At 38.8% G+C, this 24,984-nt stretch carries 21 protein-coding genes; 19 read left to right on the top strand and 2 right to left on the bottom strand.

Going from position 1 to position 24,984, the window contains the following annotated elements; translation table 11 throughout:
• Nucleotide 1 precedes the first annotated feature (1 nt).
• The 5 genes from AB7942_RS06630 to spo0A all read left to right on the top strand — a co-directional run bounded on the left by AB7942_RS06630 (nucleotide 2) and on the right by spo0A (nucleotide 5,707).
• A complete protein-coding gene (locus tag AB7942_RS06630; protein ID WP_369446256.1) occupies nucleotides 2–841 on the top strand; it encodes a TlyA family RNA methyltransferase in 840 nt (279 codons plus the stop codon).
• A gap of 150 nt (nucleotides 842–991) precedes the next feature.
• A complete protein-coding gene (gene ahrC / locus AB7942_RS06625; protein ID WP_088088912.1) occupies nucleotides 992–1,441 on the top strand; it encodes a transcriptional regulator AhrC/ArgR in 450 nt (149 codons plus the stop codon).
• Nucleotides 1,442–1,456: 15 nt separating this feature from the next.
• Nucleotides 1,457–3,166: a DNA repair protein RecN gene (gene recN / locus AB7942_RS06620; protein WP_369446255.1), complete on the top strand. Its 1,710-nt coding sequence runs from the start codon at nucleotides 1,457–1,459 to the stop codon at nucleotides 3,164–3,166.
• A gap of 176 nt (nucleotides 3,167–3,342) precedes the next feature.
• Nucleotides 3,343–4,632, top strand: coding sequence for a SpoIVB peptidase (gene spoIVB, locus AB7942_RS06615; RefSeq protein ID WP_088088910.1), 1,290 nt, complete (start codon nucleotides 3,343–3,345; stop codon nucleotides 4,630–4,632).
• Between the two features lie 283 nt (nucleotides 4,633–4,915).
• On the top strand, nucleotides 4,916–5,707 hold the full coding sequence (spo0A, locus tag AB7942_RS06610) for a sporulation transcription factor Spo0A (protein WP_088088909.1): 792 nt from the start codon (nucleotides 4,916–4,918) through the stop codon (nucleotides 5,705–5,707).
• 117 nt (nucleotides 5,708–5,824) lie between these two features.
• On the opposite strand, the gene AB7942_RS06605 is transcribed toward spo0A, so the two are convergent.
• The gene (locus AB7942_RS06605) at nucleotides 5,825–5,965 is read right to left on the bottom strand and encodes a YycC family protein (RefSeq protein ID WP_088088908.1); all 141 of its coding nucleotides are present in this window, start codon (nucleotides 5,963–5,965) and stop codon (nucleotides 5,825–5,827) included.
• Nucleotides 5,966–6,003: 38 nt separating this feature from the next.
• Here AB7942_RS06605 and AB7942_RS06600 point away from each other — a divergent pair, with 38 nt between their 5' ends.
• The gene (locus tag AB7942_RS06600) at nucleotides 6,004–6,729 is read left to right on the top strand and encodes a glycerophosphodiester phosphodiesterase (protein WP_088088907.1); all 726 of its coding nucleotides are present in this window, start codon (nucleotides 6,004–6,006) and stop codon (nucleotides 6,727–6,729) included.
• 10 nt (nucleotides 6,730–6,739) lie between these two features.
• Here the strand turns inward: AB7942_RS06600 and AB7942_RS06595 are convergent, their stop codons facing one another.
• Nucleotides 6,740–6,979, bottom strand: coding sequence for a DUF2627 domain-containing protein (locus tag AB7942_RS06595; protein ID WP_088088906.1), 240 nt, complete (start codon nucleotides 6,977–6,979; stop codon nucleotides 6,740–6,742).
• 185 nt (nucleotides 6,980–7,164) lie between these two features.
• On the opposite strand from AB7942_RS06595, the gene AB7942_RS06590 reads away from it, so the two are divergent.
• The 13 genes from AB7942_RS06590 to AB7942_RS06530 all read left to right on the top strand — a co-directional run bounded on the left by AB7942_RS06590 (nucleotide 7,165) and on the right by AB7942_RS06530 (nucleotide 24,826).
• Nucleotides 7,165–9,240, top strand: a complete 2,076-nt coding sequence (locus AB7942_RS06590; RefSeq protein WP_369446254.1) for a sigma 54-interacting transcriptional regulator — start codon at nucleotides 7,165–7,167, stop codon at nucleotides 9,238–9,240.
• Between the two features lie 131 nt (nucleotides 9,241–9,371).
• Complete coding sequence (gene yqiS, locus AB7942_RS06585; protein WP_369446437.1) at nucleotides 9,372–10,283, top strand: phosphate butyryltransferase; 912 nt, start codon at nucleotides 9,372–9,374, stop codon at nucleotides 10,281–10,283.
• Nucleotides 10,284–10,307: 24 nt separating this feature from the next.
• Nucleotides 10,308–11,411, top strand: a complete 1,104-nt coding sequence (gene bcd / locus AB7942_RS06580; protein WP_098931493.1) for a branched-chain amino acid dehydrogenase — start codon at nucleotides 10,308–10,310, stop codon at nucleotides 11,409–11,411.
• Nucleotides 11,412–11,622: 211 nt separating this feature from the next.
• On the top strand, nucleotides 11,623–12,726 hold the full coding sequence (gene buk / locus AB7942_RS06575; RefSeq protein ID WP_369446253.1) for a butyrate kinase: 1,104 nt from the start codon (nucleotides 11,623–11,625) through the stop codon (nucleotides 12,724–12,726).
• 21 nt (nucleotides 12,727–12,747) lie between these two features.
• A complete protein-coding gene (gene lpdA / locus AB7942_RS06570) occupies nucleotides 12,748–14,169 on the top strand; it encodes a dihydrolipoyl dehydrogenase (RefSeq protein ID WP_369446252.1) in 1,422 nt (473 codons plus the stop codon).
• 189 nt (nucleotides 14,170–14,358) lie between these two features.
• Nucleotides 14,359–15,354 (top strand): thiamine pyrophosphate-dependent dehydrogenase E1 component subunit alpha, encoded by a 996-nt coding sequence (locus AB7942_RS06565; RefSeq protein ID WP_088088901.1) that lies wholly within the window; start codon nucleotides 14,359–14,361, stop codon nucleotides 15,352–15,354.
• 12 nt (nucleotides 15,355–15,366) lie between these two features.
• Nucleotides 15,367–16,350: an alpha-ketoacid dehydrogenase subunit beta gene (locus AB7942_RS06560; protein WP_088088900.1), complete on the top strand. Its 984-nt coding sequence runs from the start codon at nucleotides 15,367–15,369 to the stop codon at nucleotides 16,348–16,350.
• Between the two features lie 20 nt (nucleotides 16,351–16,370).
• Nucleotides 16,371–17,669 (top strand): dihydrolipoamide acetyltransferase family protein, encoded by a 1,299-nt coding sequence (locus tag AB7942_RS06555; protein ID WP_369446251.1) that lies wholly within the window; start codon nucleotides 16,371–16,373, stop codon nucleotides 17,667–17,669.
• Nucleotides 17,670–17,798: 129 nt separating this feature from the next.
• Nucleotides 17,799–19,697 carry a methylmalonyl-CoA mutase family protein gene (locus AB7942_RS06550; RefSeq protein ID WP_369446250.1) on the top strand — a complete coding sequence of 633 codons (1,899 nt, stop codon included), beginning with the start codon at nucleotides 17,799–17,801 and terminating at the stop codon, nucleotides 19,695–19,697.
• Nucleotides 19,678–21,876: a methylmalonyl-CoA mutase gene (gene scpA / locus AB7942_RS06545; RefSeq protein ID WP_369446249.1), complete on the top strand. Its 2,199-nt coding sequence runs from the start codon at nucleotides 19,678–19,680 to the stop codon at nucleotides 21,874–21,876. Before AB7942_RS06550 ends, scpA begins: the two co-directional genes overlap by 20 nt.
• The gene (gene meaB / locus AB7942_RS06540) at nucleotides 21,876–23,000 is read left to right on the top strand and encodes a methylmalonyl Co-A mutase-associated GTPase MeaB (RefSeq protein WP_369446248.1); all 1,125 of its coding nucleotides are present in this window, start codon (nucleotides 21,876–21,878) and stop codon (nucleotides 22,998–23,000) included. The genes scpA and meaB overlap by 1 nt, the downstream gene beginning before the upstream one ends.
• An 84-nt stretch (nucleotides 23,001–23,084) precedes the next feature.
• Entirely contained in the window at nucleotides 23,085–23,522 is a 438-nt protein-coding gene (locus tag AB7942_RS06535) for a BrxA/BrxB family bacilliredoxin (RefSeq protein WP_088088895.1), read from the top strand.
• 131 nt (nucleotides 23,523–23,653) lie between these two features.
• Entirely contained in the window at nucleotides 23,654–24,826 is a 1,173-nt protein-coding gene (locus AB7942_RS06530) for a M20 family metallopeptidase (protein WP_369446247.1), read from the top strand.
• Nucleotides 24,827–24,984: the final 158 nt, after the last annotated feature.

Genomic DNA, 24,984 nt, shown 5'->3' with positions numbered 1-24,984 from the left:
TATGAAAAATAAAGAACGGTTAGACGTTTTACTTGTAGAAAGAGGTTTAATTGAAACCAGAGAAAAAGCAAAACGAACGATTATGGCAGGGCTAGTTTATTCAAACGAAGAGCGGTTGGATAAACCAGGAGAAAAGGTGAAAACGGATATTCCACTTAGTATCAAAGGGAAGATCCTTCCGTATGTAAGCCGTGGTGGATTAAAGCTTGAAAAGGCTTTGAAGGTATTTGATGTGAGTGTTACGAACAAAGTATTGCTCGACATTGGATCTTCAACTGGCGGCTTTACCGATTGTGCATTACAGAACGGTGCAAAAATGTCCTATGCTTTGGATGTAGGCTATAATCAGCTTGCTTGGAAACTTAGACAGGATGAACGTGTCATAGTAATGGAGAGGACAAATTTCCGCTATGTTACACCTGCCGATTTAAATGGAGAGATGCCAAATTTCGCCACAATCGATGTATCGTTTATCTCCTTAACATTGATATTACCTGTCTTAAAAACACTCTTAGTCCCTGGAAGTGACGTCATAGCACTAGTAAAACCGCAATTTGAGGCTGGACGTGAACAGGTTGGTAAAAAGGGGATCGTTCGTGATGAAAAAGTACATTTACAAGTAATTGATAAAATCATTAATTTTGCCTTTCAGCAAGGATACACAATAAAAAACTTATCCTTTTCACCAATCACTGGCGGGGATGGGAACATTGAGTACCTGCTCCATCTAAAATGGGAAGGGGAACGGGAAATTGGAGTTAATCAATTACTTGTCACCCCCATTGGAATTGTAAAGGAATCACACGTGGAATTTAAAACAAAACAAAATTCAGAAGGGTAGGCTTATGCTTATCCTTTTCTTCTTTTGGAATGAAAATTCCCCCTTTTTACACAAGAAAAAATGTACAAGCTTGTAAAAATCGGCTAACATGTGTATAAGAGTGTGTTAGTGCATATTACTTAGATGTTTTAACTATTATGGGGTGAAACAATGAACAAAGGCCAACGCCATATTAAAATAAGAGAAATCATTGCTACTAATGATATCGAGACACAGGACGAGTTAGTGGATGAACTAAAGAGTGCTGGCTATAATGTAACACAAGCAACCGTTTCTAGGGATATTAAAGAATTACATCTTGTAAAGGTTCCATTAAGCGATGGACGATATAAGTACAGCTTACCTGCTGACCAAAGATTTAATCCATTACAAAAGCTGAAAAGATCATTAATAGATGCGTTTGTACGGATTGATGCGGCAGGTCATTTGCTAGTCATGAAGTGCCTGCCAGGTAATGCCATGGCAATTGGCGCACTAATCGATAATCTCGATTGGGATGAAATATTAGGGACCATCTGTGGGGATGACACAATGTTAATCATTTGTCGAACACCGGAAGATACTGAAGTTATCACAAACCGGTTCCTAGATATGCTTTAATTGGGGGAATGTTCCTTGTTAGCAGAATTATCAATTAAAAATTTCGCTATTATCGAAGCCTTATCTGTAACATTTACAAAGGGATTAACGGTTTTAACGGGTGAAACGGGTGCAGGTAAATCAATCATTATTGATGCTATTCATTTATTAGTTGGTGGCAGAGGGTCTGCAGAATTTGTTCGTCATGGAGAGGAAAAGGCGGAAATCGAAGGGCTTTTTCAGATTGATGATAACAAACATCCGATAATTGCTAAAGCTTTAGAATTCGGGATTGACATTGACGAAGGAACGGTTATCTTACGACGAGATATTGCCCAAACCGGTAAAAGTGTTTGCCGTGTGAATGGAAAGCTTGTGACAATCTCCATTCTCAGGGAAATCGGAGGAACACTCGTTGATATCCATGGTCAGCATGAGCATCAAGAGTTAATGGATGACTCAAGACACCTAACACTGCTAGATCAATTTGGAGCAGATGATATAGTACCTTCGCAAGGTGAATATCAGCAAGTATTTCGTCGTTATGAGCAAACCTTCCAAAAGTTAAAAGCATTAAGTGAAAATGATCAACAAACCGCCCATCGGTTAGATTTAATACAGTTTCAATTGGATGAAATTCAAAAGGCAAATTTAAAGCTCAATGAAGATGAAGATCTTTTTGAGGAAAAAAGAAAACTAACTAATTTCGAAAGAGTATTTGGAGCCATTCAGTCCAGCCATACAGCCTTGCAGGGAGAACAAAAAGGGCTGGATTGGATTAGTATGGTTATGGGACACCTAGAAGACGCTGCGGCACTTGATACGGCGTATAAAGACATCTACGAATCTGTCTCGAATAGCTACTACCAATTAGAAGATGCGGCGCGTGCTTTAAGAAATGAATTAGATATGTTAGAGTTCGACCCGCAACGGTTACATGAAATCGAAGACCGGTTGAATGAAATTAATCAGCTCAAACGAAAATACGGAAAAACAATTCATGAAATATTAGAGTATGCTGCAAATATTGAAGAAGAAATTGAAACATTGCAAAATAAAGAAACACATATAAGCGAATTAGAAAAAGAATTAACTTCTGTAAAAAAAGACTTAATCCTTGAAGCGAAGCAGTTAACTGAAATTCGTCTTAAATGGGCTGATAAACTAACAAGGTTAATACATAAAGAATTAAAAGAATTGTATATGGCGAAAACTGTTTTTGAAATTCGTTTTGAATCAAATACCATTCAATTTACAAAAAACGGTGTAGACCATGTCGAATTTTTTATCTCAACTAACCCCGGAGAACCATTGAAGCCCTTATCAAAGGTTGCTTCTGGAGGGGAATTATCTAGAATTATGTTGGCATTAAAAAGTATTTTTTCCAAGCATCAAGGAGTAACATCCATTATTTTCGATGAGGTAGATACTGGTGTGAGCGGCAGGGTTGCCCAATCGATTGCGGAGAAAATCTATAAGGTGGCTGCCGAATCACAGGTTTTGTGTATTTCTCATCTGCCTCAGGTGGCAGCCATGGCTGATACTCACTTGTTCATTTCAAAGATCATAAAAGGGGGGAGAACGAAAACTTCTGTGACCCCGTTAGAGATTGATGAAAAAATTAATGAAATTGGCCGGATGATATCTGGAACAGAAATAACCGACCTCACTAAAAAACATGCAGAAGAATTATTACATTTAGCTGCAGAAAACAAAAAAAGTGGAAGTGCTTTGACAAGTCACTAAACTGAAACATTTGCCGTAAAAAGGCTAAAATTTCTATATTTTTAATAAAAATTGTAATGCTATCCATTTCGGGTAGCTTTTTTATGTAGAACCAAGTTATAAATGATTGTCAAGGAGGCAAAATTAAAGATGTAGCCATTTCAATGTAATGAAAAGAAGCGAGGAGAGTGAAGAATTTGAAGTTAGAAATAATTAGAAAGATTATTGGTGGAATTCTCCTTGTTTCATTAATTAGCCTTATTTTTTTTCAGCCTATACAGCAATACCTTGCGATACCTAAGATGATTACAGTTTTTGAAGGACAAGACTATAATTTTCAAAAGGCTGCCCCGGTATCAGCCGCTTTGGTTTCTCACAATTCAAATATTACACTTGATCAAGGAAAACATACGGTTTCAATGAAGGCAACTGAAAATGGAAAAAATGAAATGCTGTTAGAGTTTGCAGGGATTCCTATAAAAAAGGTTGACGTACGCGTCTTAAAGGATTTTAGAGTCATTCCAGGCGGGCAGTCAATCGGCGTAAAATTAAACACAGTCGGCGTTTTGGTTGTGGGCCACCATTTAATCAATACTATATCTGGAAAAAAATCTCCAGGTGAAATTGCAGGTATAAAAATTGGGGATATCATTACTGAAATTAACGGTAATAAAATTGAAAAAATGTCAGATGTAGCACCATTTGTACAAACCGCTGGACAAGAAGGAAAACCCCTCGATATGGTTATTAGTCGGGAAAGTGGAAAATTTACTACACAATTAACCCCATTAAAAGACAAAGGGGAAAATATTTATAAGCTTGGTTTATATATTAGAGATTCCGCTGCAGGAATTGGAACAATGACTTTTGTTCATCCACAATCTAAGAAATATGGTGCCCTTGGGCATGTAATATCAGACATGGATACAAAACAGCCAATTGTTGTTGAAGATGGACAAATTGTTCGGTCTACCGTAACTTCCATTGAAAAGGGAAGTAACGGAGACCCTGGTGAAAAACTTGCCCGCTTTTCTTCGGACCGAGAAATCGTTGGTAATATCCAAAAGAACAGCCCATTTGGTATTTTTGGTGAAATGGTAAAAGAATTAAAAAATGGTGTTATGGATAAACCACTTCCTATCGCATTATCACATCAAGTAAAAGAAGGACCTGCAAAGATATTAACGGTCGTTAATGATGACCAAGTAGAAGAATTTGATATCGAAATTGTCAGCACAATCCCGCAAAAGTTTCCAGCAACCAAAGGCATGGTAATAAAAGTAACCGACCCTAAGCTCCTTAAAAAAACAGGAGGTATTGTTCAAGGGATGAGCGGCAGCCCAATTATTCAAGATGGAAAACTAATTGGAGCAGTTACACATGTTTTTGTTAATGATCCAACCTCAGGATACGGGGTACACATTGAATGGATGTTAAATGAAGCTGGAATTAACATATATGAAATGCCAAAGAATAAAGCGAGTTAGGACATTGGAGCAAAATAGGAAAATCCCCCTATTTTGCTTTTTACATAAATATTTTTCGACAAAAAACATCCATATTTTAGAAATAACGCGTTTTACGTCGAAAAGGTGAGAAAAACAAAGATAAGATAAGATTTTATCACTATTTTAAGAAATATTAAAAAAATGAGAGGAATTTTTGTTGCATTGTCGAATTTCTAATTTAGAATAGAATTAGGAGAATACAACTGATTAGAAATGTTAGATGAAATAGATTTTATGATTTAAACCCGAGGAGGAACTAGAAGTGAAGAAAATTAAAGTTTGTGTCGTTGATGACAATAGGGAGCTAGTTGGATTATTAGAGGACTTTATTTCGTCCCAAGATGATATGGAAGTTGCAGGAATTGCTCATAATGGACAAGAGTGTCTAGAAATGTTATCGACAACCGACCCTGACGTTTTAGTTCTGGATATTATTATGCCGCACCTTGATGGTTTGGCTGTACTTGAGCGCCTCCGTGACCTTAAAAAAGGTGTACTTCCAAACGTCATTATGCTCACTGCCTTTGGTCAGGAAGATGTGACAAAAAAAGCAGTTGAACTTGGTGCTTCCTACTTTATTTTGAAACCATTTGATATGGAGAATTTAGGAAGCCATATTCGACAAGTTAGCGGAAATAACAATTCATTTACACGAAAATCAACATCAACAACTTATCGTTCTCAAACTGAGCAAAAACCTAAAAATTTGGATGCTAGTATTACAAGTATCATTCATGAAATTGGTGTCCCAGCACATATTAAAGGATATCTGTACTTACGTGAGGCCATTTCAATGGTATATAACGATATCGAACTTTTAGGGTCTATTACGAAAGTGTTGTATCCAGATATCGCCAAAAAATATAATACAACAGCGAGCCGTGTGGAAAGAGCGATCCGTCATGCTATTGAAGTGGCTTGGAGCCGGGGAAACATTGATTCCATTTCCTCGCTTTTCGGATACACTGTCAGCATGTCTAAGGCAAAACCGACCAATTCTGAATTTATTGCCATGGTTGCGGATAAATTGAGGCTTGAACACAAGGCATCTTGAAATAATAATTAATTGTAAGCCTTCATCGAAAGAAATGAAGGCTATTTTTTTTCCGTAGGTTCTTTAAAAGTGGCTGTTGAATTCCGCTCTCAGGCGCCCAAATCAACATAGTGGCACTTAATTTTCCTTCTCTTTCTCCAATTCCATCAGTTTTTGGATGAGAATATGTTGGGGCATATGCATAATCTGTTCTATCGGCACATTTAACTTTTGGGATAGCTTAATTGCTGTTTCTGTTGATAACTGTAATGGTTTCATTTGAAATTCCTCCAATTTGAAAGTTGGGAAGTGAAAATATGACTCAGATTTTTGCGCACCGTGGCTATTCGGCTTCTTTTGCAGAAAATACATTAGGAGCCTTTCGTGAAGCAGAAAAAGCAGGTGCAGACGGGTTAGAATTAGATGTTCAGTTAACAAAAGACGGCGAATTAGTTGTTATTCATGATGAAAAAGTCGACCGAACAACGAACGGGAATGGATTTGTAAAAGATTTCTTATATAAAGATCTTCGGAAATTGAATGCCAATCTAAAAAGCAAAAAAGAACCCATACCTGCATTAGCTGAAGTTCTTGAGTGGCTGACTTCCAATAGATTATTATGTAATATTGAATTAAAGAATGCGCTATTTCCCTATAAGGGAATGGAAGAAAAAGTCATTCAACTTGTTCGAAAATTTAATTTAATGGATCGGATTATTATTTCCTCTTTTAATCACTATAGTATTGTTTATAGTTACAGCCTAGCACCTGAAATTGAAATAGCCCCTCTTTTTCTTGAAGGCATCTACATGCCATGGATTTATTCCCAAGCGATCCGAGCAAAGGGGATCCATCCAAAATACTCAGTCATGTCTGATGATGTTATCATAAATACAATAAATAACGGGATTGCCGTACGGCCATATACTGTTAATAAAGAGATGGATATGCATCGCCTTTTTAATATTAATTGCACGGCGTTTATTACGGATGATCCAGTAAAAGCGTTAAAAATACGAAAACAATATGAAAAGAGACCGTAGTGGCCTCTTTTTATTTTGTATTTTTAAATCTTTTTTGAACCTTGCTTCTTTTTCGGTCTCGATGAAAGATAAATCCTGCCACAAAACCTAGACCGCCGACAAAAAAGATAAGCCCAGCTAGAAATTGAATCAATAAATTAGGGAAGGGGGCTTGTAAAATCCCGAATAACATATCACGCATTAATTTAATACCAACAGCGGCCAAAATTCCAGGAATCAATACTATGATGAGGGCAATTATTCGCTTCATAAATAAATCCTTCCAGTTTCAAATTTTACTGTAATATCATGTCATATTTAGATTATATCTCATCAAAATATTATTATATAGATAAAATTTGTCAAGGATTGTGATTGGTTATAAAATAGATATGAAAAAAGTTGCATATTTTTCTTAAGATGATATGAAAAAAATTTCTTAAAGGGGTAGAAAAAATGCAAAATGTCATGATTGTTGGTGCTGGAAAAGGTGGTACGGCAATCTTAAAAATTTTAAAAGAATCTGAAGTATTAAAAGTCAGTGTGGTAATTGATCGGAACATGGATGCACCGGGGGTTTTATTCGCACAAGAAGAAGGGATAAAAACAGGGGAAGACTGGCGCCCATTTTTAGCAGATCCTATTGATATTATCATTGAAGTAACAGGAAATGATACGGTTTTCCATGAACTTAGAAAATCTAAAAGTCAAAATACCATTCTGATTCCAGGAAGCGTTGCATTTCTGGTCGCAAAAATTATGCAAGAAAAAGAGGAGCTAATTGAAAAGCACAAAAATGAATCCTACCAGCAGGAACTAATCTTTAATGCTGCAAATGATGGAATGATCGTTATTGATAAGTATGGAAAGGTCATTTTATTCAACAAACGGGCACAAGAAATCATGGGTGTAAAGAGTGAACAGGCAATTGGGAAATTTGTTGTTGATGTTATTCCAACAACAAGGCTGCCTCAAATTTTAGAAACAAGAAGAATTGAAGCAAACCAAGAAATGGTTCTGAGTAATGATAGAAAAATCATTACGACCCGTATTCCAATTATCGAGGAAAATGGGACCTTAATAGGTGCATTTGCTGTTTTTAAAGATATTACTGAGGTTGTTAATCTTGCTGAGGAACTTACGGATTTAAAGGAAATTCAAACCATGCTGCAAGCCATTATCCATTCTAGTGATGATGCAATTTCTGTTGTGGATGAAAATGGAAGAGGCATTCTTATTAATCCAGCATATTCCCGTATTACTGGACTGTCCCATGATCAGATTATTGGTCAACCAGCTACAGCAGATATTTCTGAAGGGGAGAGTATGCACATGAAGGTGTTGCAAACCAGAAGAGCTGTACGCGGCGTTCCGATGAGAGTAGGGCCAAACAAACGCGAAGTAATCGTAAATGTGGCCCCGATTATCGTAAAAGGGAAATTAAAAGGCAGTGTTGGCGTTATTCATGATATGTCCGAAATAAAATCACTGAATAGAGAATTGAACCGAGCACGACAACTGATCCGCAAGCTTGAAGCGAAATACACCTTTGAGGATATAATTGCTCAATCTGATGAAATGATGCTCGCGATTGAACAAGCTAAACTAGGAGCGAAAACACCTGCAACCGTTCTCCTTAGGGGTGAATCAGGAACCGGGAAAGAATTGTTTGCCCATGCTATACATAATGCAAGCGACCGTAAATATAACAAATTTATTCGGGTCAATTGCGCAGCAATTTCGGAAACATTGTTAGAAAGTGAACTATTCGGCTATGAGGAAGGTGCTTTTTCTGGTGCAATGAGAGGAGGAAAAAGAGGCTTTTTCGAAGAAGCTAATAATGGGAGTATTTTTCTCGATGAAATTGGTGAACTTCCAGTGAATACGCAAGCAAAATTACTGAGAGTACTTCAAGAAAAAGAAATTATCCGAGTCGGTGGGACAAAGCCAATTTCCATTAATGTAAGAATTATTGCGGCAACTAATGTCAATTTAGAAAAGGGTATTGCTAAAGGCTCCTTTCGGGAAGACTTATATTATCGTTTAAATCGAATGCCAATCCATATCCCTCCATTAAGGAAGCGAAAAGAGGAAATTCCTCTTTTAAATGAGCGGCTTATTCAAAAAATAAGCCAGGACTATGGACGAAACGTTGAAGGAATCACACCGGCAGCGTTACACCAGTTAATGGACTATGACTGGCCAGGAAATGTTCGAGAATTAGAAAATATCCTTGGCAGAGCGATTATTTTTATGAATTATTATGAGCTCCTTATTGATGTTAATCATCTACCAGAGCTAAAAAATAAAAAAAGCACAAATGAACCTTCTTTAAGCTACAGTAATGATTCCTTTGTGATAGACCGTTCCTTATCAGATATGATGGATGAATATGAGACGAAAATTATTAAGCAGACACTTCTTCGCTTAAATGGAAATAAGACATTGACAGCGAAAACGCTGGGATTGTCTGTGAGGAATTTATATTATAAGCTTGAAAAAAACAACATTGAAAAGAATAGCATGCAATAAATTTCGTATCATGAAAATTGTTTCACACTTAAGAATGAATAATAAAGCGTTTTCATTGGGATTTATTTGGCACGGAAATTGCATATTACATTATGGGAGTTGCAGTAAGAGGAGAAAGGGTTGATGACAACTTGTTGCTGGATTCACTAATTAACAAAGCAGCCCAAGTAAGTTCAAACACTGTTGCAGTTGCTGCTGCAGAAGATCTAGAAGTCATTGAAGCGGTTATAGCTGCATTAGACCAGAATCTTGCCAATTTTATTCTATTTGGTGATGAAGAAAAAATAAATTCAATTATTGAATTAAAAAAACAGAAAAACATTAGCAATAATTATCTAAAAGTTATCAATGCAAATTCTAATGCTGCTGCTGCAGAATTAGCTGTAAAGGCCGTTTTTAACAAAGAAGCAAATGTCTTAATGAAAGGTAATATTCCAACCAATATTTTCTTAAAGGCAGTCTTGAATAAGGAATACGGACTTAGGACTGGAAATGTTTTATCACATATTGCTGCATTTGAGGTTCCAGGCTTCAATCGTTTTACGATTGTAACAGATGCTGCAATGAATATTGCTCCCGATTTAGAACAGAAAGCACAAATAATTAAGAATGCAGTTTCCCTTGCGAGGTCGATTGGAATAGAAATACCTAAAGTGGCCCCTATTGCTGCCGTGGAAGTAGTTAATCCGGCAATGCAGGCTACATTAGATGCAGCATTATTAACTGTGATGAATAAACGAGGACAAATATCTGATTGTATTGTAGACGGCCCATTAGCTTTAGATAATGCAGTATCAACACTGGCTGCCGAACACAAAGGAATTCATAGTGAAGTGGCGGGAAATGCAGATATTTTATTAGTACCAACTATCGAAGTAGGCAATGTATTATATAAATCATTAATATATTTCGCAAATGCAAAAGTCGGTGCGGTGATAGCCGGAGCAAAGGCACCAATTGTGTTAACGTCCAGAGCTGATTCTGCTGAAAGTAAGCTTTATTCTCTTGCACTGGCATTATGCTATGCAACAACAAATAGATAGTCAATAATCGAGGAGGAATTTTACATGGAAATTTTCAAGTACTTAGAACAATACGATTATGAGCAAGTAGTATTCTGCCAGGATAAACAATCTGGATTAAAAGCAATTATTGCTATTCATGATACAACTTTAGGGCCAGCATTGGGTGGAACACGTATGTGGACTTATGCATCTGAAGAAGCTGCAATTGAAGATGCCCTACGCTTAGCAAAAGGAATGACTTATAAGAATGCTGCGGCAGGTTTAAATCTTGGCGGCGGTAAAACCGTTATCATCGGCGATCCTCGAAAAGATAAGAATGAAGAGATGTTCCGTGCATTCGGCCGTTACATCCAAGGCTTAAATGGCAGATATATTACAGCAGAAGATGTAGGCACAACAGTAGCTGACATGGATTTAATTCACGAAGAGACAGATTATGTGACGGGGATCTCTCCAGCATTTGGCTCATCAGGCAATCCTTCCCCTGTAACAGCATTCGGTGTTTATCGCGGAATGAAAGCAGCGGCGAAAGAGGCATTTGGATCTGATTCGCTTGAAGGAAAAGTAGTTGCCATTCAAGGTGTTGGAAATGTAGCCTATACACTTTGTGAATATTTGCATGAAGAAGGGGCTCAGCTCATTGTAACGGATATTAATAAAGAGGCTGTTAACCGTGCGGTTGAAGCATTTGGTGCACTTGCGGTAGACCCTGATGAAATTTATGGTGTAGAATGTGATATTTATGCGCCATGTGCTCTAGGAGCAACAATTAATGATGAAACGATTCCACAGCTAAAGGCAAAAGTTATTGCAGGTTCGGCAAACAATCAATTAAAAGATACCCGTCACGGTGATATCATCCATGAAATGGGAATTGTTTATGCTCCCGATTATGTTATTAATGCTGGCGGCGTAATCAATGTTGCTGATGAACTCTATGGTTACAACCAAGAACGGGCAATGAAAAAGGTTGAACAACTCTATGCAACGATTGAAAAAGTAATCGAAATTTCAAAACGTGATGGCATACCTACTTACGTAGCAGCTAATCGAATGGCAGAAGAAAGAATTGCAAGGATTCGTAATTCAAGAAGCCAATTCCTGCAAAATGGACATCATATCTTAAGTCATAGAATATCAAGATAAACAAGAAAAGCGGAAGCGCCCGTTTAGCGGCGTATGGACTGGAGCTAGACAGTTATCTAAATTCAAAGAGTTAAAATTTGAATTTACAAAAATATATCCGCAGAGCGCTGAATAGGTATTCAGCGTCTTTGCCTTTCATAGGGCACTTATAGTTATATTAAATTACCATTCGACTTCAATCATAAGAAATCCAAAATGGAGGTCAAATACGTTGCAAGATAATGAATATCGGATTCTCGTCATCAACCCAGGCTCGACATCCACGAAAATTGGGGTTTTCGATAATGATATTTCCATTTTAGAAAAAACAATTCGTCATAATTCAGAGGAAATAAACTCTTTTGCAAATATAATTGATCAATATGAATTTAGAAAAACAACAATTTTGGAAATACTGGATAATGAAGGGATAAATATTTCCAAGCTGTCTGCTGTATGTGGCCGTGGGGGTTTGCTTAGACCAATTGAAGGTGGAACCTATGCCGTTAATGATGTGATGTTAGCAGATCTTCGGTCTGGTTACGCCGGACAGCATGCATCAAATCTTGGTGGAATCATTGCAAACGAAATCGCTTCTGGACTAAATATTCCCTCCTTCATCGTTGATCCTGTTGTTGTTGATGAGCTTGAACCACTAGCGAGAATTTCTGGATTTTCCTTAATTGAACGGAAAAGTATCTTTCATGCCTTGAATCAAAAAGCAGTCGCAAGAAGGGTAGCAAAGGAATTAGGGGAAAAATACAATGACTTGAATTTAATTGTTACCCATATGGGTGGTGGGATTACCGTTGGTATCCATAAACATGGTAAGGTAATTGATGTAAATAATGGTCTTCATGGAGATGGGCCATTTAGCCCTGAACGTGCTGGAACCGTTCCAGTTGGGGATTTAGTAGCACTTTGTTATTCGGGGGAATATTACCGTGATGAAATAATGAAGATGCTTGTTGGCCAAGGTGGCCTTGTTGGTTACCTAGGAACTAATGATGCGGTAAAGGTAGAACAAAGAATAGCAGCTGGTGATGATGAGGCAAAGCTTGTATATGATGCAATGGCCTATCAAGTAGCAAAGGAAATTGGGGCTGCTAGTACAGTATTATCAGGAAAAGTAGATGCAATTATATTGACTGGAGGCCTTGCCTACGGAAAAGGATTTGTGAAATCTATCACCGATCGAATTAATTGGATTGCTGATGTTATTGTTCAGCCAGGGGAAAACGAACTTCAAGCCTTAGCTGAAGGAGCACTTCGAGTCTTACGAGGTGAAGAAGAGGAAAAAGTTTATCCAGGTAAATTTAAAACAGCTAAAATTTAAGGTACATGGGGAGGAAAGAAAATGGCAACAGAATATGATTTGGTCGTTCTTGGCGGGGGAACTGGTGGCTATGTAGCTGCCATTAGGGCCTCTCAGCTTGGATTGAAAACAGCTATTGTAGAAAAAGGAAAACTTGGCGGGACATGTTTACATAAAGGATGTATTCCAAGTAAAGCGCTGCTTAGAAGTGCGGAAGTTTATGCAACAACCAAACATAGTAAAGATTTTGGAGTTATCACAAGTGATGTAACGGTTGATTTTAGTTTAGTACAGGATCGGAAAAATAAAATAATTGAACAACTTCACAAAGGCGTTCAGCATTTAATGAAGCAGGGCAAAATCGATGTCTATGAGGGATTAGGCAGAATCTTGGGGCCATCCATCTTTTCGCCGATGCCGGGTACAATTTCTGTTGAAATGAATAACGGGAAAGAAAATGAAATGCTGCTACCGAAAAATGTAATTGTTGCAACAGGTTCTAGACCGAGGACACTTCCAGGGCTTGAAATTGATGGAGAATATATAATGTCGTCTGATGAAGCATTGCAGTTAGAAACACTTCCAAGTTCCATCATTATTGTTGGTGGGGGTGTAATTGGAATTGAATGGGCGTCTATGTTATCTGATTTTGGTGTGACAGTAACGGTTATTGAGTATGCTGACCGCATTATTCCGACAGAAGACAAGGAAATCTCAAAAGAAATGCAGCGCTTAATGAAGAAAAAGGGAATTAAACTTGTTACCAGTGCAAAAGTGCTCCCAGAAACGTTGGTTAAGGATAATGGCGTGGCAATTTCTGCAGAAGTTAAAGGTGCTTTGAAAGAGTTTAAAGCAGAAAAAATTCTAGTTTCGGTTGGACGTCAAGCAAATACAGAAGGAATTGGGCTTGATAATACAGAAATACAAGTGGAGAAGGGTTTTATTTTAACAAATGAATTTTTTCAAACAAAAGAATCGCATATTTATGCGATTGGTGATGTGATTGGTGGATTACAACTGGCCCATGTTGCTTCACATGAAGGGATTGTAGCTGTTGAACATATCGCTGGGAAAGATCCTACTCCATTTGACTATAATTTGGTCTCTAGATGTATTTATAGTAATCCAGAAGTTTCAAGCGTCGGGATAACAGAAGATCAAGCAATAGAAAAAGGTCATAAAGTGAAAATTGGTATGTTTTCTTTCCGTGCGATTGGGAAGGCACTTGTTTTTGGAGAATCTGATGGATTTGTAAAAATTGTTGCTGATGAGAAGTCCAATGATATTCTTGGGGTGCATATGATTGGTCCACATGTAACGGATATGATTACCGAGGCAGGGCTTGCGATGGTATTAGATGCGACACCTTGGGAAATTGCACATACAATTCATCCACACCCAACTTTGTCAGAGGCAATTGGTGAAGCTGCACTCGCAGTTGATGGGAAAGCAATCCATTCTTAATAAAAGCAAAAGTTTAAATCTTTGAAAAAGTGTTAGTGTCTAGCTACAGTGCCTAGGGGCTCGAGACATAAGCCAATCGCTTCGGAAGGCAAAAAGTACGCCTTCTGTCAGCGCTAGTCTTATGCTTGTCGCCCCTTAACAAGGCACTTCCGCTTTTCGAATAACGAACAATTGGGAGGTAAGAAATAAATGACAGAAAAGCGTCATGATGCTTTAGGTTTAAGCGACGGAAAAGTATTGGAAATGTATGAAACTATGCTTTTAGCCCGCCGAATTGATGAACGGATGTGGTTATTGAACCGCGCTGGTAAAATACCATTTGTTATTTCTTGTCAAGGTCAAGAAGCAGCACAGGTGGGAGCGGCATTTGCACTAGATCGTGAAAAAGATTATGTTCTTCCATATTATCGTGATATGGGGGTAGTATTGGCTTTTGGTATGACTCCAAGGGAACTGATGCTATCCGGTTTTGCAAAAGCAGAAGACCCTAATTCTGGTAGTCGTCAAATGCCTGGCCATTTTGGCCAAAAGAAAAATCGGATTGTCACAGGTTCTTCGCCAGTTACAACTCAGGTACCACATGCAGTTGGAATTGCCCTTGCCGGGAAGATGGAAAGAAAAGACCTGGTTACGTTTGTAACATTTGGAGAGGGTTCCTCTAACCAAGGGGATTTCCATGAGGGGGCAAACTTTGCAGGGGTACATAAACTTCCAGTTATCTTCATGTGTGAAAATAACAAGTACGCGATCTCTGTCCCAATCGAAAAACAATTAGCGTGTGAAAAGGTTTCAGATCGTGCGATTGGATATGGTATGCCTGGCTTTACTGTTAATGGGAACGACCCATTAGAAGTTTATAAAGTTGTAAAGGAAGCAGCGGAGCGTGGCCGTCGTGGGGAAGGCCCTTCATTGATTGAAACCATATCGTATCGTCTAACTCCACACTCTTCTGATGATGACGACCGTTCCTACCGTGCTCCAGATGAGGTTGCAAAAGCCAAAACACAAGACCCAATTATAACTTTTGGGGCCTATTTAAAGGAAACTGGTGTCATGAATGATGAGTTGGAGAAGGAAATCAATGACCGCGTGATGAAGCAAGTGAATGAAGCGACTGACTATGCAGAAAATGCTCCGTATTCTGCACCGGAAGAAGCACTGAAATATGTTTATGCGGACTTGTAAGGGGGATGAAACATGGCGATAATTTCATATATTGATTCAATCACAATGGCAATGCGAGAAGAAATGGAACGAGATCCAAGGGTTTTTGTTCTTGGTGAAGATGTTGGCTTAAAAGGCGGTGTGTTTAAGGCGACGCAAGGATTGTATGAACAATTTGGGGAAGAGCGTGTCATTGATACACCTCTTGCAGAATCAGCAATTGCTGGGGTAGGAATCGGTGCAGCGATGTATGGCATGCGACCGATTGCCGAAATGCAATTTGCCGATTTTATTATGCCGGCAGTTAATCAAATTATCTCGGAAGCTGCAAAAATCCGCTATCGCTCTAATAATGACTGGAGCTGTCCGATGGTTATTCGTGCCCCATATGGCGGTGGTGTTCATGGTGCACTTTATCATTCCCAGTCAGTTGAAGCTATTTTTGCTAATCAGCCTGGATTGAAAATTGTGATGCCCTCCACACCATACGATGCGAAGGGGCTATTAAAAGCCGCGGTCCGAGACAATGATCCGGTATTATTTTTCGAGCATAAACGGGCCTATCGACTAATCAAAGGTGAGGTCCCGACTGATGATTACACTCTTCCAATCGGAAAAGCGGATGTAAAGCGCCAAGGAGAAGATATTACTGTTATTACTTATGGCCTATGTGTTCATTTTGCCCTTCAAGCGGCTGAAAAATTAGCGAAGGATGGAATTTCAACACATATTCTTGATTTGAGGACCGTGTATCCGCTTGATAAAGAGGCAATCATTGAAGCTGCATCGAAAACGGGTAAGGTCCTTCTTGTTACAGAGGATACAAAAGAAGGCAGCATTATTAGTGAAGTCTCTGCGATCATAGCTGAAAATTGCTTATTTGAATTAGATGCACCAATTATGCGCTTAGCTGGACCAGATGTACCGGCAATGCCGTATTCTCCAACAATGGAAAAATTCTTTATGGTAAATCCGGATAAAGTCGAAAAAGCCATGCGCGAATTAGCTGAGTATTAAGGAAAAAGAGGGTGTAAAAAGTGGTAATTGAACAAATCAAAATGCCTCAGTTAGGGGAAAGTGTAACCGAAGGTACGATTAGTAAGTGGCTCGTATCCGTTGGCGATAAAGTAAATAAATACGACCCCCTAGCAGAGGTTATGACAGATAAGGTAAATGCAGAAGTTCCATCCTCCTTTACAGGTGTGGTTAAGGAGTTAATTGCAGAAGAAGGTGAAACCTTAGCAGTTGGTGAAATGATTTGCACGATTGAAATGGAAGGTGGGACTCCCCAGGAAACTGCGGCTTTGGTAACAAGCGATGCCGCTGCACAAAGCGTTGCAGTAAATGCAGAACCAGTGGACCAAGGAAACAAGGCCCGTTATTCACCTGCAGTTCTAAAAATTTCTCAAGAACATGGGATCGATTTAACAAAGGTGTCAGGCACCGGTGCTGGCGGGCGAATTACCAGAAAAGATCTATTAAAATTAATTGAATCAGGAAATATTCCAGTTGCAGAACAAAATGTTGAGGCTAACAAAGAGCCAGCAGTTGTGGAAGCACCAACACAAGCAGCAGCTCAGTCAGTTTCTACGCCTACAGCATCTGCACAAGCTGTTAATATTCCGGTTGCAGTCGGTGATATTGAAATCCCTGTGACAGGCATCCGCAAAGCGATTGCCGCTAATATGCTGCGCAGTAAACACGAAGCACCGCATGCCTGGACAATGATTGAAGTGGATGCAACTAATTTGGTGGAGTACCGCAACTCCCTCAAAGATGAATTTAAGAAAAAAGAAGGCTTCAATTTAACTTTCTTCGCTTTCTTTGTCAAAGCCGTTGCGCAAGCTCTGAAAGAATTCCCGCAAATCAATTCGATGTGGGCGGGAGATAAAATCATTCAAAAGAAAGATATCAATATTTCGATAGCAGTAGCTACGGACGATGCTCTCTATGTTCCTGTCATTAAACAGGCAGATGAAAAAACAGTTAAGGGGATTGCACGTGAAATCTCTGAACTTGCTGTCAAAGTGAGAACTGGAAAGCTAAGATCAGAAGATATGCAAGGCGGAACCTTCACCGTAAACAACACAGGTTCATTCGGCTCTGTTCAATCAATGGGTATCATCAATTATCCACAAGCAGCCATTTTGCAAGTGGAGTCCATCGTCAAGCGTCCAGTTGTCATGAATAATGGAATGATTGCTGTCCGTGATATGGTGAATTTATGTATGTCACTTGATCATAGAGTGTTGGACGGACTTGTTTGCGGCCGATTCCTACAACGCGTAAAAGAAATACTTGAAAATACATCAAAATCAACAACTTCGATTTACTAAACAAAACAACCGCTTCCATGCTTGGCAGCGGTTATTTTGTTTTTAATTGCTTGAATTGTGTTTGTACCATAAAATAGTACTTAGTAGAATTAATTGAATTTTATTTCAATTATGTATAATGGGAGGGGGATGAAAAGTTTGGAAAAAATAAAGAATCAGTCTTTTCCTTCAGGATCCACACATGAATGGAAAACTAAAGCAGAGCAATCTTTAAAAGGAAAAACGGTTGAATCCTTACAAACTACTACATATGAAAACATTATTTTGAAACCGCTTTATACCCATCAAGATGAGAGACCAGTACCTGATTTTCCAGGAGGTTCAGATTTTAGAAGAGGGACCTACCCGTTAGGTTACTTGACGAATGACTGGGTGGTCGCCCAACAACTCTCCTATCAAACCGCAGAAGAGTTGGAGCAGAAACTCAGACAATCATTTAATAAAGGCCAAACGGCTATTTCATTTAAAGTCTCAAAAGCTTTACTAGAAGTCGAAACAAACCTAGCAAAATTATTAGGAGAATCCTATTTCCAATATCCATTTTCAATTAACGCAAAAAGTTTACAAATTGCTTTCCTTTCGAAATTAGAAAGAATGGCGGAACAAGAAGGGGCTATCGACAAACTCCGAGGATATATTGGAGCTGATCCCGTCGCCATTTTCGCTGAAGAGGGATGTATTTCTGAGGAATTTTTCAATGATTGGGTTAAAAACATTGTCCACTCAAATGAGAAATTACCTAATGTGCGTACAATTCTAATAGATACTGCTCCATATCATAATGGTGGGGCGAGCGCTGTTCAAGAACTAGGGATCGCAATGGCCGAAGGGATATTTTATCTTGAAAACCTTCAGAATGCAGGCATGGAATTGGATGAAATCTTTGCAAAAATGATCTTCCAATTTTCGATTGGCAGCAATTTTTTTATGGAAATTGCAAAACTTCGCGCCGCTCGAGTACTTTGGAATCGAATAAGTAATGTTTACGGATCTACTGATGATATGGGCAGGATGCATATAGCTGCTGAAACTTCTTCTTTCACAAAAACAGTAAATGACCCGAATGTAAACCTTCTGCGTGCTGGAAATGAAGCCTTTGCGGCCGTGGTTGGGAGCATTCAATACTTGCATGTGCGACCCTTCGATGATCTCACAGGTGCCACTTCGTTTTCGGAAAGAATTGCTAGAAATGCTCAACTTCTTTTGAAGGAAGAAGCACATCTAACAAAAGTGATTGATCCTGCTGGAGGTTCTTGGTATGTAGAAGAACTAACCAATGACTTAGCTGAAAAAGCTTGGGGATTTTTTCAACAAATTGAAGCAAATGGTGGCATTCTAGAAACTTTAAAAACAAATTGGCTGCAGCAGGAGATTGCTGTTGTCTATGAAAAAAAGAATCAAGATGTTCAAACAAGAAAGAAAAGCATTGTTGGAACAAATGTCTACGCTAATCTGGATGAAATTGTTACGCATAAAAAAACTCAAACGAGAAATTCATGTTTTACTAATATGGAAAACTCGTTAATAAAAATGGAGGCCATTCCGGATCTGAGATTGGCAGAACCATTTGAAGAATTGCGAAAAAAGGCAAAGGATCTCGAAGTAAAATTAGGCTCAAAGCCGACTGTAGGGATGATTTGTCTTGGTGGATTAAAGCAGCATAAAGCAAGACTTGATTTTATGAAGGGCTTTCTTGCAGCAGGCGGTTTGAAAGCAGCCGAAAGTAAGCCGATATTATCTTTAGAGGAAGCTAGACAATTTATTTTAGAAACTCCTGCCAAGTATTATTGCTTATGCGGTACGAATGAACAATATGAAATAATCGGTTATGAAATCCTGCCTGCTCTAAAAACGGAATTCCCTGAGTTGATTTTTTACTTAGCAGGCCTTCCAGAAAAAGAAGGACTGGACCGATGGAAGGATGCTGGTATTAAGCAGTTTATCCATATGAAAAGCAATTGCTATGAAACGCTTACGTCAATCCTTAACGACCTGGAGGTGAGCAAGGTTGAAGAAACAAAAGCCTGATTTTCAAAATATTTCTTTATTTGACAATCAAAGTTTTATGACTAAAGAAGAGTGGCAGCAAAAAGTACACCAAGAGATAAATACCTCCATTAATGATTTACTGTTCGAGACAAATGAACAAATCAGTTTAAAACCACTCTATACAAAAGAAGATCGTGAAGACCTTGAGCATATAGACAATCTGCCGGGACTCCCTCCTTATACAAGAGGGCCTTATCCAACGATGTATGTTAATCGGCCGTGGACAGTGAGACAATATGCAGGCTTTTCAACTGCAGAGGAAAGCAATGCCTTTTATCGCAGAAATTTAGCGATGGGGCAAAAGGGATTATCGGTTGCCTTTGATTTAGCCACCCACCGCGGTTATGACTCTGATCATCCACGTGTTGTCGGAGATGTCGGTAAAGCAGGGGTGGCCATTGATTCTATCCTTGATATGAAGACGTTATTTGAGGGGATACCTTTAGACCAAATGTCCGTTTCAATGACAATGAACGGGGCCGTTCTACCCATTCTTGCTTTTTTCATCGTGACGGCTGAAGAACAAGGTGTAAGTCAGGAGAAGCTGGCGGGAACCATACAAAATGACATTTTAAAGGAATATATGGTTCGTAATACTTATATTTACCCTCCGGAAATGTCAATGAAAATAATAGCTGATATTTTTGAATATACGTCAAAATACATGCCAAAGTTTAATAGTATTAGTATTTCGGGCTATCATATGCAGGAGGCTGGTGCACCAGCTGATTTAGAACTAGCTTATACACTAGCAGATGGTCTGGAATATGTACGTACGGGACTCAAGGCAGGAATTGAAATAGATTCATTTGCACCAAGATTATCCTTTTTTTGGGCAATTGGGATGAATTATTTCATGGAAGTAGCTAAAATGCGTGCCGCTCGATTGATTTGGGCAAAAATGATGAAATCTTTTCATCCTAAAAATGAAAAATCATTAGCGTTACGCACCCATTCGCAAACATCTGGCTGGAGTTTGACAGAGCAAGATCCTTTTAATAATGTTACACGTACATTAATTGAAGCACATGCTGCGGCAATGGGGCATACCCAATCCCTGCATACAAACGCCTTGGATGAAGCGATTGCACTGCCAACTGACTTTTCTGCTCGGATTGCTCGTAACACGCAATTGTTTTTGCAAGAAGAAACGGGGATTACAAATGTTATTGATCCGTGGGCAGGCTCCTATTACGTTGAAAAATTGACAGATGAATTGGTTAATAGAGCTTGGACACATATTGAGGAGATTGAAGGTCTAGGTGGCATGGCTAAAGCCATTGAGACTGGGCTTCCAAAAATGAGAATTGAAGAGGCTGCCGCTAGAAGGCAAGCACAAATTGATTCTGGAAAAGAAGTCATCATTGGTGTCAACCGTTATCGCCTTGAGAAAGAAGAAGCAATTGATATTTTAGATATCGATAATACAGCGGTTCGTTTGAAACAAATTGAAAAATTAAATGTATTAAAAGCTAATCGTGATGACAAAAAAGTGGAAGAAACGCTAACCGCCTTAACGAAAGCAGCGGAAACAGGTAAGTACAACCTCTTGGAGCTTGCTGTCAAGGCGGCAAGAGAGAGGGCAACTCTTGGGGAGATTTCCGATGCCATCGAAAAAGTAGCAAATCGACATAAAGCGGTCATCCATGCAATTAGCGGAGTATATAGTAAAGCTTTTAGTAATGAGGCAGAAATTTTGATAGTAAAAGAAATGTCCGACGAATTCCTGAAGAATGAAGGTAGAAGACCAAGAATTCTGATTGCAAAAATGGGTCAGGACGGACATGACCGCGGGGCAAAGGTCATCGCCACTGCATTTGCTGATTTGGGATTTGATGTTGATATTGGTCCATTATTCCAAACACCAGAAGAAACGGCCTTGCAGGCAATTGAGAACGATGTCCATGTCATTGGTATGAGCTCGCTTGCTGCTGGGCACAAGACGCTATTGCCACAATTAGTAGCTGAACTGAAAAAACTAGGACGTGAAGATATCTTAGTGGTTATTGGTGGTGTTATTCCAGCACAAGATTACCAATTTTTATACGATAACGGAGCAGTGGCTATCTTTGGACCTGGGACAGTGATTCCGATAGCAGCGCAAAAAGTAATCAAATCAATTTATCTTCAACTCGGTTATGAGGAAGTGGCAGACTAATGGCTGCAGATCAAAAACCTGAATGGAGCGATCCAAGAAAGCCCGAACTTTGCTCAAGTGTGGTAAGAAAAGGGGAGGAACTTGAAGGTCAAGCAACTTCTTTGCAAAAAAATATTCGATTTAAAAAGCGTAACTCTTCCGAACTAGAAGTTGAAGAATTATTTGACGGGGTGCTAAAAGGAAACAGAGGATTGCTTGCTCGTGCTATTACTCTTGTAGAAAGTAATGCAGAGCATCATTTCCAAAAATCACAAGAGTTACTTCAAAGATTGCTGCCTTTCAGCGGAAACTCGATAAGGGTTGGAATTACTGGGGTGCCTGGTGCTGGGAAAAGTACTTTTATCGAAGAGTTTGGAATGTATCTCTGCAGTTTGGGTCTAAAGGTGGCTGTATTAGCAATTGATCCAACCTCGAGTATCTCGGGTGGTAGTATTTTGGGAGATAAAACGCGTATGGAACAGTTAGCAAGGAATCCACGAGCGTTTATCCGTCCGTCACCATCGGCAGGAAAACTCGGTGGTGTTCATCGAAAAACAAGAGAATCGATGCTGCTTTGTGAGGCAGCGGGGTTTAATGTGATATTAATAGAAACGGTCGGCGTCGGACAAAGTGAATTTATCATCAAGGATATGGTCGACTTTTTTATGCTGCTGGTGCTGACTGGGGCGGGTGATGAACTGCAAGGCATGAAGAAAGGGATCCTGGAGCTTGCTGATGCGATAATTGTCCATAAAGCAGACGGGGATAATAAACAAAAGGCTGAATTGACAAGGAAAGATTATAATCGAATCCTTCACTTTCTGCAGCCAGCGACAAAAGGTTGGATTTCAAAAGCCCATACCTGTTCATCTTTGACTCAAGAAGGTATTGATAAGATATGGGAAGTTATTCAAGCTTTTGAATCGAGAGGAAAGTTCACTGGAGTCTTGGAAGATAGAAGGAATGCCCAATCAAGAGAATGGCTACATGCAATGATTACGGATCAGTTGCACTATCATTTTTATCATCATCCTGAGATTATGAACCACCTGCCAAAATTAGAGAATGAAGTAATTGCAGGTGGAAAAACAGTCGCCTCTGCTGTGGAAAGTCTTTTTAAGACTTTTTTTCAAAAAAAAGAATAAGCTACCACAAGTATTGATATTTGATAATCACACATTTTTACTGTTAATATGTAGATATAGTCTTAAATCTAAGGAGTGAATTTAATGAGCATGGATTTTAATTTTTTTATGAATGATGTTGTTAACCAGGCACGTCAAGAAATCGTGTCTGCCGGATATAAAGAGTTGAAAACACCTGCAGATGTTGAGGAAGCACTGGAGCAAAAAGGGACCACTTTAGTAATGATTAATTCTGTATGTGGTTGTGCGGGTGGAGTTGCACGTCCTGCAGCAGCACATGCCTTACATTTTGATAAGCGCCCGGATCACCTTGTCACTGTTTTTGCTGGACAGGATAAAGAAGCAACCGAAAAAGCAAGAAGTTATTTCACTGGCTATCCACCATCCTCCCCATCATTTGCCCTCTTAAAGGACGGCAAGATTATTACAATGGTTGAAAGACATCAAATCGAGGGTTTTGATCCAGCAACAGTCGTGTCAAAACTTCAAAAAGAATTTGATGAATATTGCGAAGAAGTTTAATATAAAAGCCGAATGAAGGAAGGGCCAAATCATCAATCGATTTGGCCTTTTGTTCTTGTCAAAATGATATTTTTAATGTATATTTATTAATTATTTTGTAATTTTAATCATACTAAAGGGGAGATTCTAGCATGAAGGATTTATTAAAAAATTATTTAGAAATCATTAAACATAGATTATGGGAGATAAGTGATTCTTTGTATCATCATCCTGAATTAGGGGATCAAGAATTTGAATCTAGCAAACAGTTAATAGAATTCCTTGAGGAACATAAATTTGTAGTTGAAAAAGGAATTGTTGGCCGAGCTACTGCTTTTAAAGCGGTATACGACTCTAAGAAGGAGGGACCAACGATTGCTTATTTATCGGAATATGATGCACTGCCTGAGGTTGGACATGGGTGCGGTCATAATCTGATTGGAACGATGAGTGCCGGGGCTGGAGCTCTCTTAAGTAAAGTGGCAGATGAAATTGGCGGACGTGTAGTTGTATTAGGAACACCTGCTGAAGAAACAAACGGTGCAAAAGTTCCAATGGCTGAACAAGGAATTTTTGATGATATTGATGCAGCTATGATTTTACACCCTGCTGATGAATCTTATGAGAGTGGTGATTCATTAGCGATGGATGCGATTCAATTTGACTTCCGTGGCAGAACAAGTCATGCAGCAGCTTCTCCAGAGATGGGAATTAATGCACTGGATGCTGTTATACAATTATTTAATGGCATCAATGCACTTCGTCAACATGTGACTTCTGATGTGAGAATCCATGGGATTATTAAAGAAGGAGGAGTAGCAGCCAATATTGTCCCAGATAAAGCAGTAGCTCAGTTTTATGTTCGAGCAAAGGATCGAACCTATTTAAACGAGGTTGTTCAAAAGGTAATTAATATAGCAAAAGGTGCATCTTTAATGACAGGTGCAGAGGTTCAAATTGAAAACTACGAATTGAGCTATGATAATATGGTTACCAATCAAGTATTATCTAAATTATTTACAGACAATCTCTTAGCGGCAGGTGTGAAGCAAGTTAAGAAAGCGAAGAATTCATATGGTTCCATTGATATGGGAAATGTAAGTCATGTTGTTCCTGCGATACATCCTTATATTGGTCTTGATTCGCCTGGACTAATCGCACATACAAGGGAATTTGCCGACTTAACCATCACTGACAATTCCCATCAGATTCTTTCTAAAGGGGCATTGGCCCTTGCCTTAACAGGATTTGACTTATTAACTAATAAAGATGAATTGGAAAAAATGAAAAATGAATTTAGGCAAACAGTAGTAGGCAATCATTAACATAATCTCAAAAAGGCATCTCTTGTCAAGGGGGTGCTTTTTATTTGTTTTTAATATTATTTTAATATATCAAAGTGCAGAATTTTTTGAATATTTTTATATTAAAATAATATCTTTTCAAAACAAAATCTATGTGTTAATATTCGTTTTGTTGAATA

Source organism: Neobacillus sp. BF23-41 (genome assembly GCF_041106275.1).
Note: the sequence above shows the minus strand (reverse complement) of the source record. Positions and strands in the feature narration are given on the sequence as shown.

Coding starts and splice junctions, on each gene's coding strand:
- AB7942_RS06630 (WP_369446256.1), top strand. CDS start 2: ATGAAAAATAAAGAACGGTTAGACGTTTTACTTGTAGAAAGAGGTTTA.
- ahrC (WP_088088912.1), top strand. CDS start 992: ATGAACAAAGGCCAACGCCATATTAAAATAAGAGAAATCATTGCTACT.
- AB7942_RS06605 (WP_088088908.1), bottom strand. CDS start 5,965: ATGAAACCATTACAGTTATCAACAGAAACAGCAATTAAGCTATCCCAA.
- AB7942_RS06600 (WP_088088907.1), top strand. CDS start 6,004: ATGACTCAGATTTTTGCGCACCGTGGCTATTCGGCTTCTTTTGCAGAA.
- AB7942_RS06595 (WP_088088906.1), bottom strand. CDS start 6,979: ATGAAGCGAATAATTGCCCTCATCATAGTATTGATTCCTGGAATTTTG.
- AB7942_RS06590 (WP_369446254.1), top strand. CDS start 7,165: ATGCAAAATGTCATGATTGTTGGTGCTGGAAAAGGTGGTACGGCAATC.
- bcd (WP_098931493.1), top strand. CDS start 10,308: ATGGAAATTTTCAAGTACTTAGAACAATACGATTATGAGCAAGTAGTA.
- lpdA (WP_369446252.1), top strand. CDS start 12,748: ATGGCAACAGAATATGATTTGGTCGTTCTTGGCGGGGGAACTGGTGGC.
- AB7942_RS06565 (WP_088088901.1), top strand. CDS start 14,359: ATGACAGAAAAGCGTCATGATGCTTTAGGTTTAAGCGACGGAAAAGTA.
- AB7942_RS06560 (WP_088088900.1), top strand. CDS start 15,367: ATGGCGATAATTTCATATATTGATTCAATCACAATGGCAATGCGAGAA.
- AB7942_RS06550 (WP_369446250.1), top strand. CDS start 17,799: ATGAAAAGTTTGGAAAAAATAAAGAATCAGTCTTTTCCTTCAGGATCC.
- meaB (WP_369446248.1), top strand. CDS start 21,876: ATGGCTGCAGATCAAAAACCTGAATGGAGCGATCCAAGAAAGCCCGAA.
- AB7942_RS06535 (WP_088088895.1), top strand. CDS start 23,085: ATGAGCATGGATTTTAATTTTTTTATGAATGATGTTGTTAACCAGGCA.
- AB7942_RS06530 (WP_369446247.1), top strand. CDS start 23,654: ATGAAGGATTTATTAAAAAATTATTTAGAAATCATTAAACATAGATTA.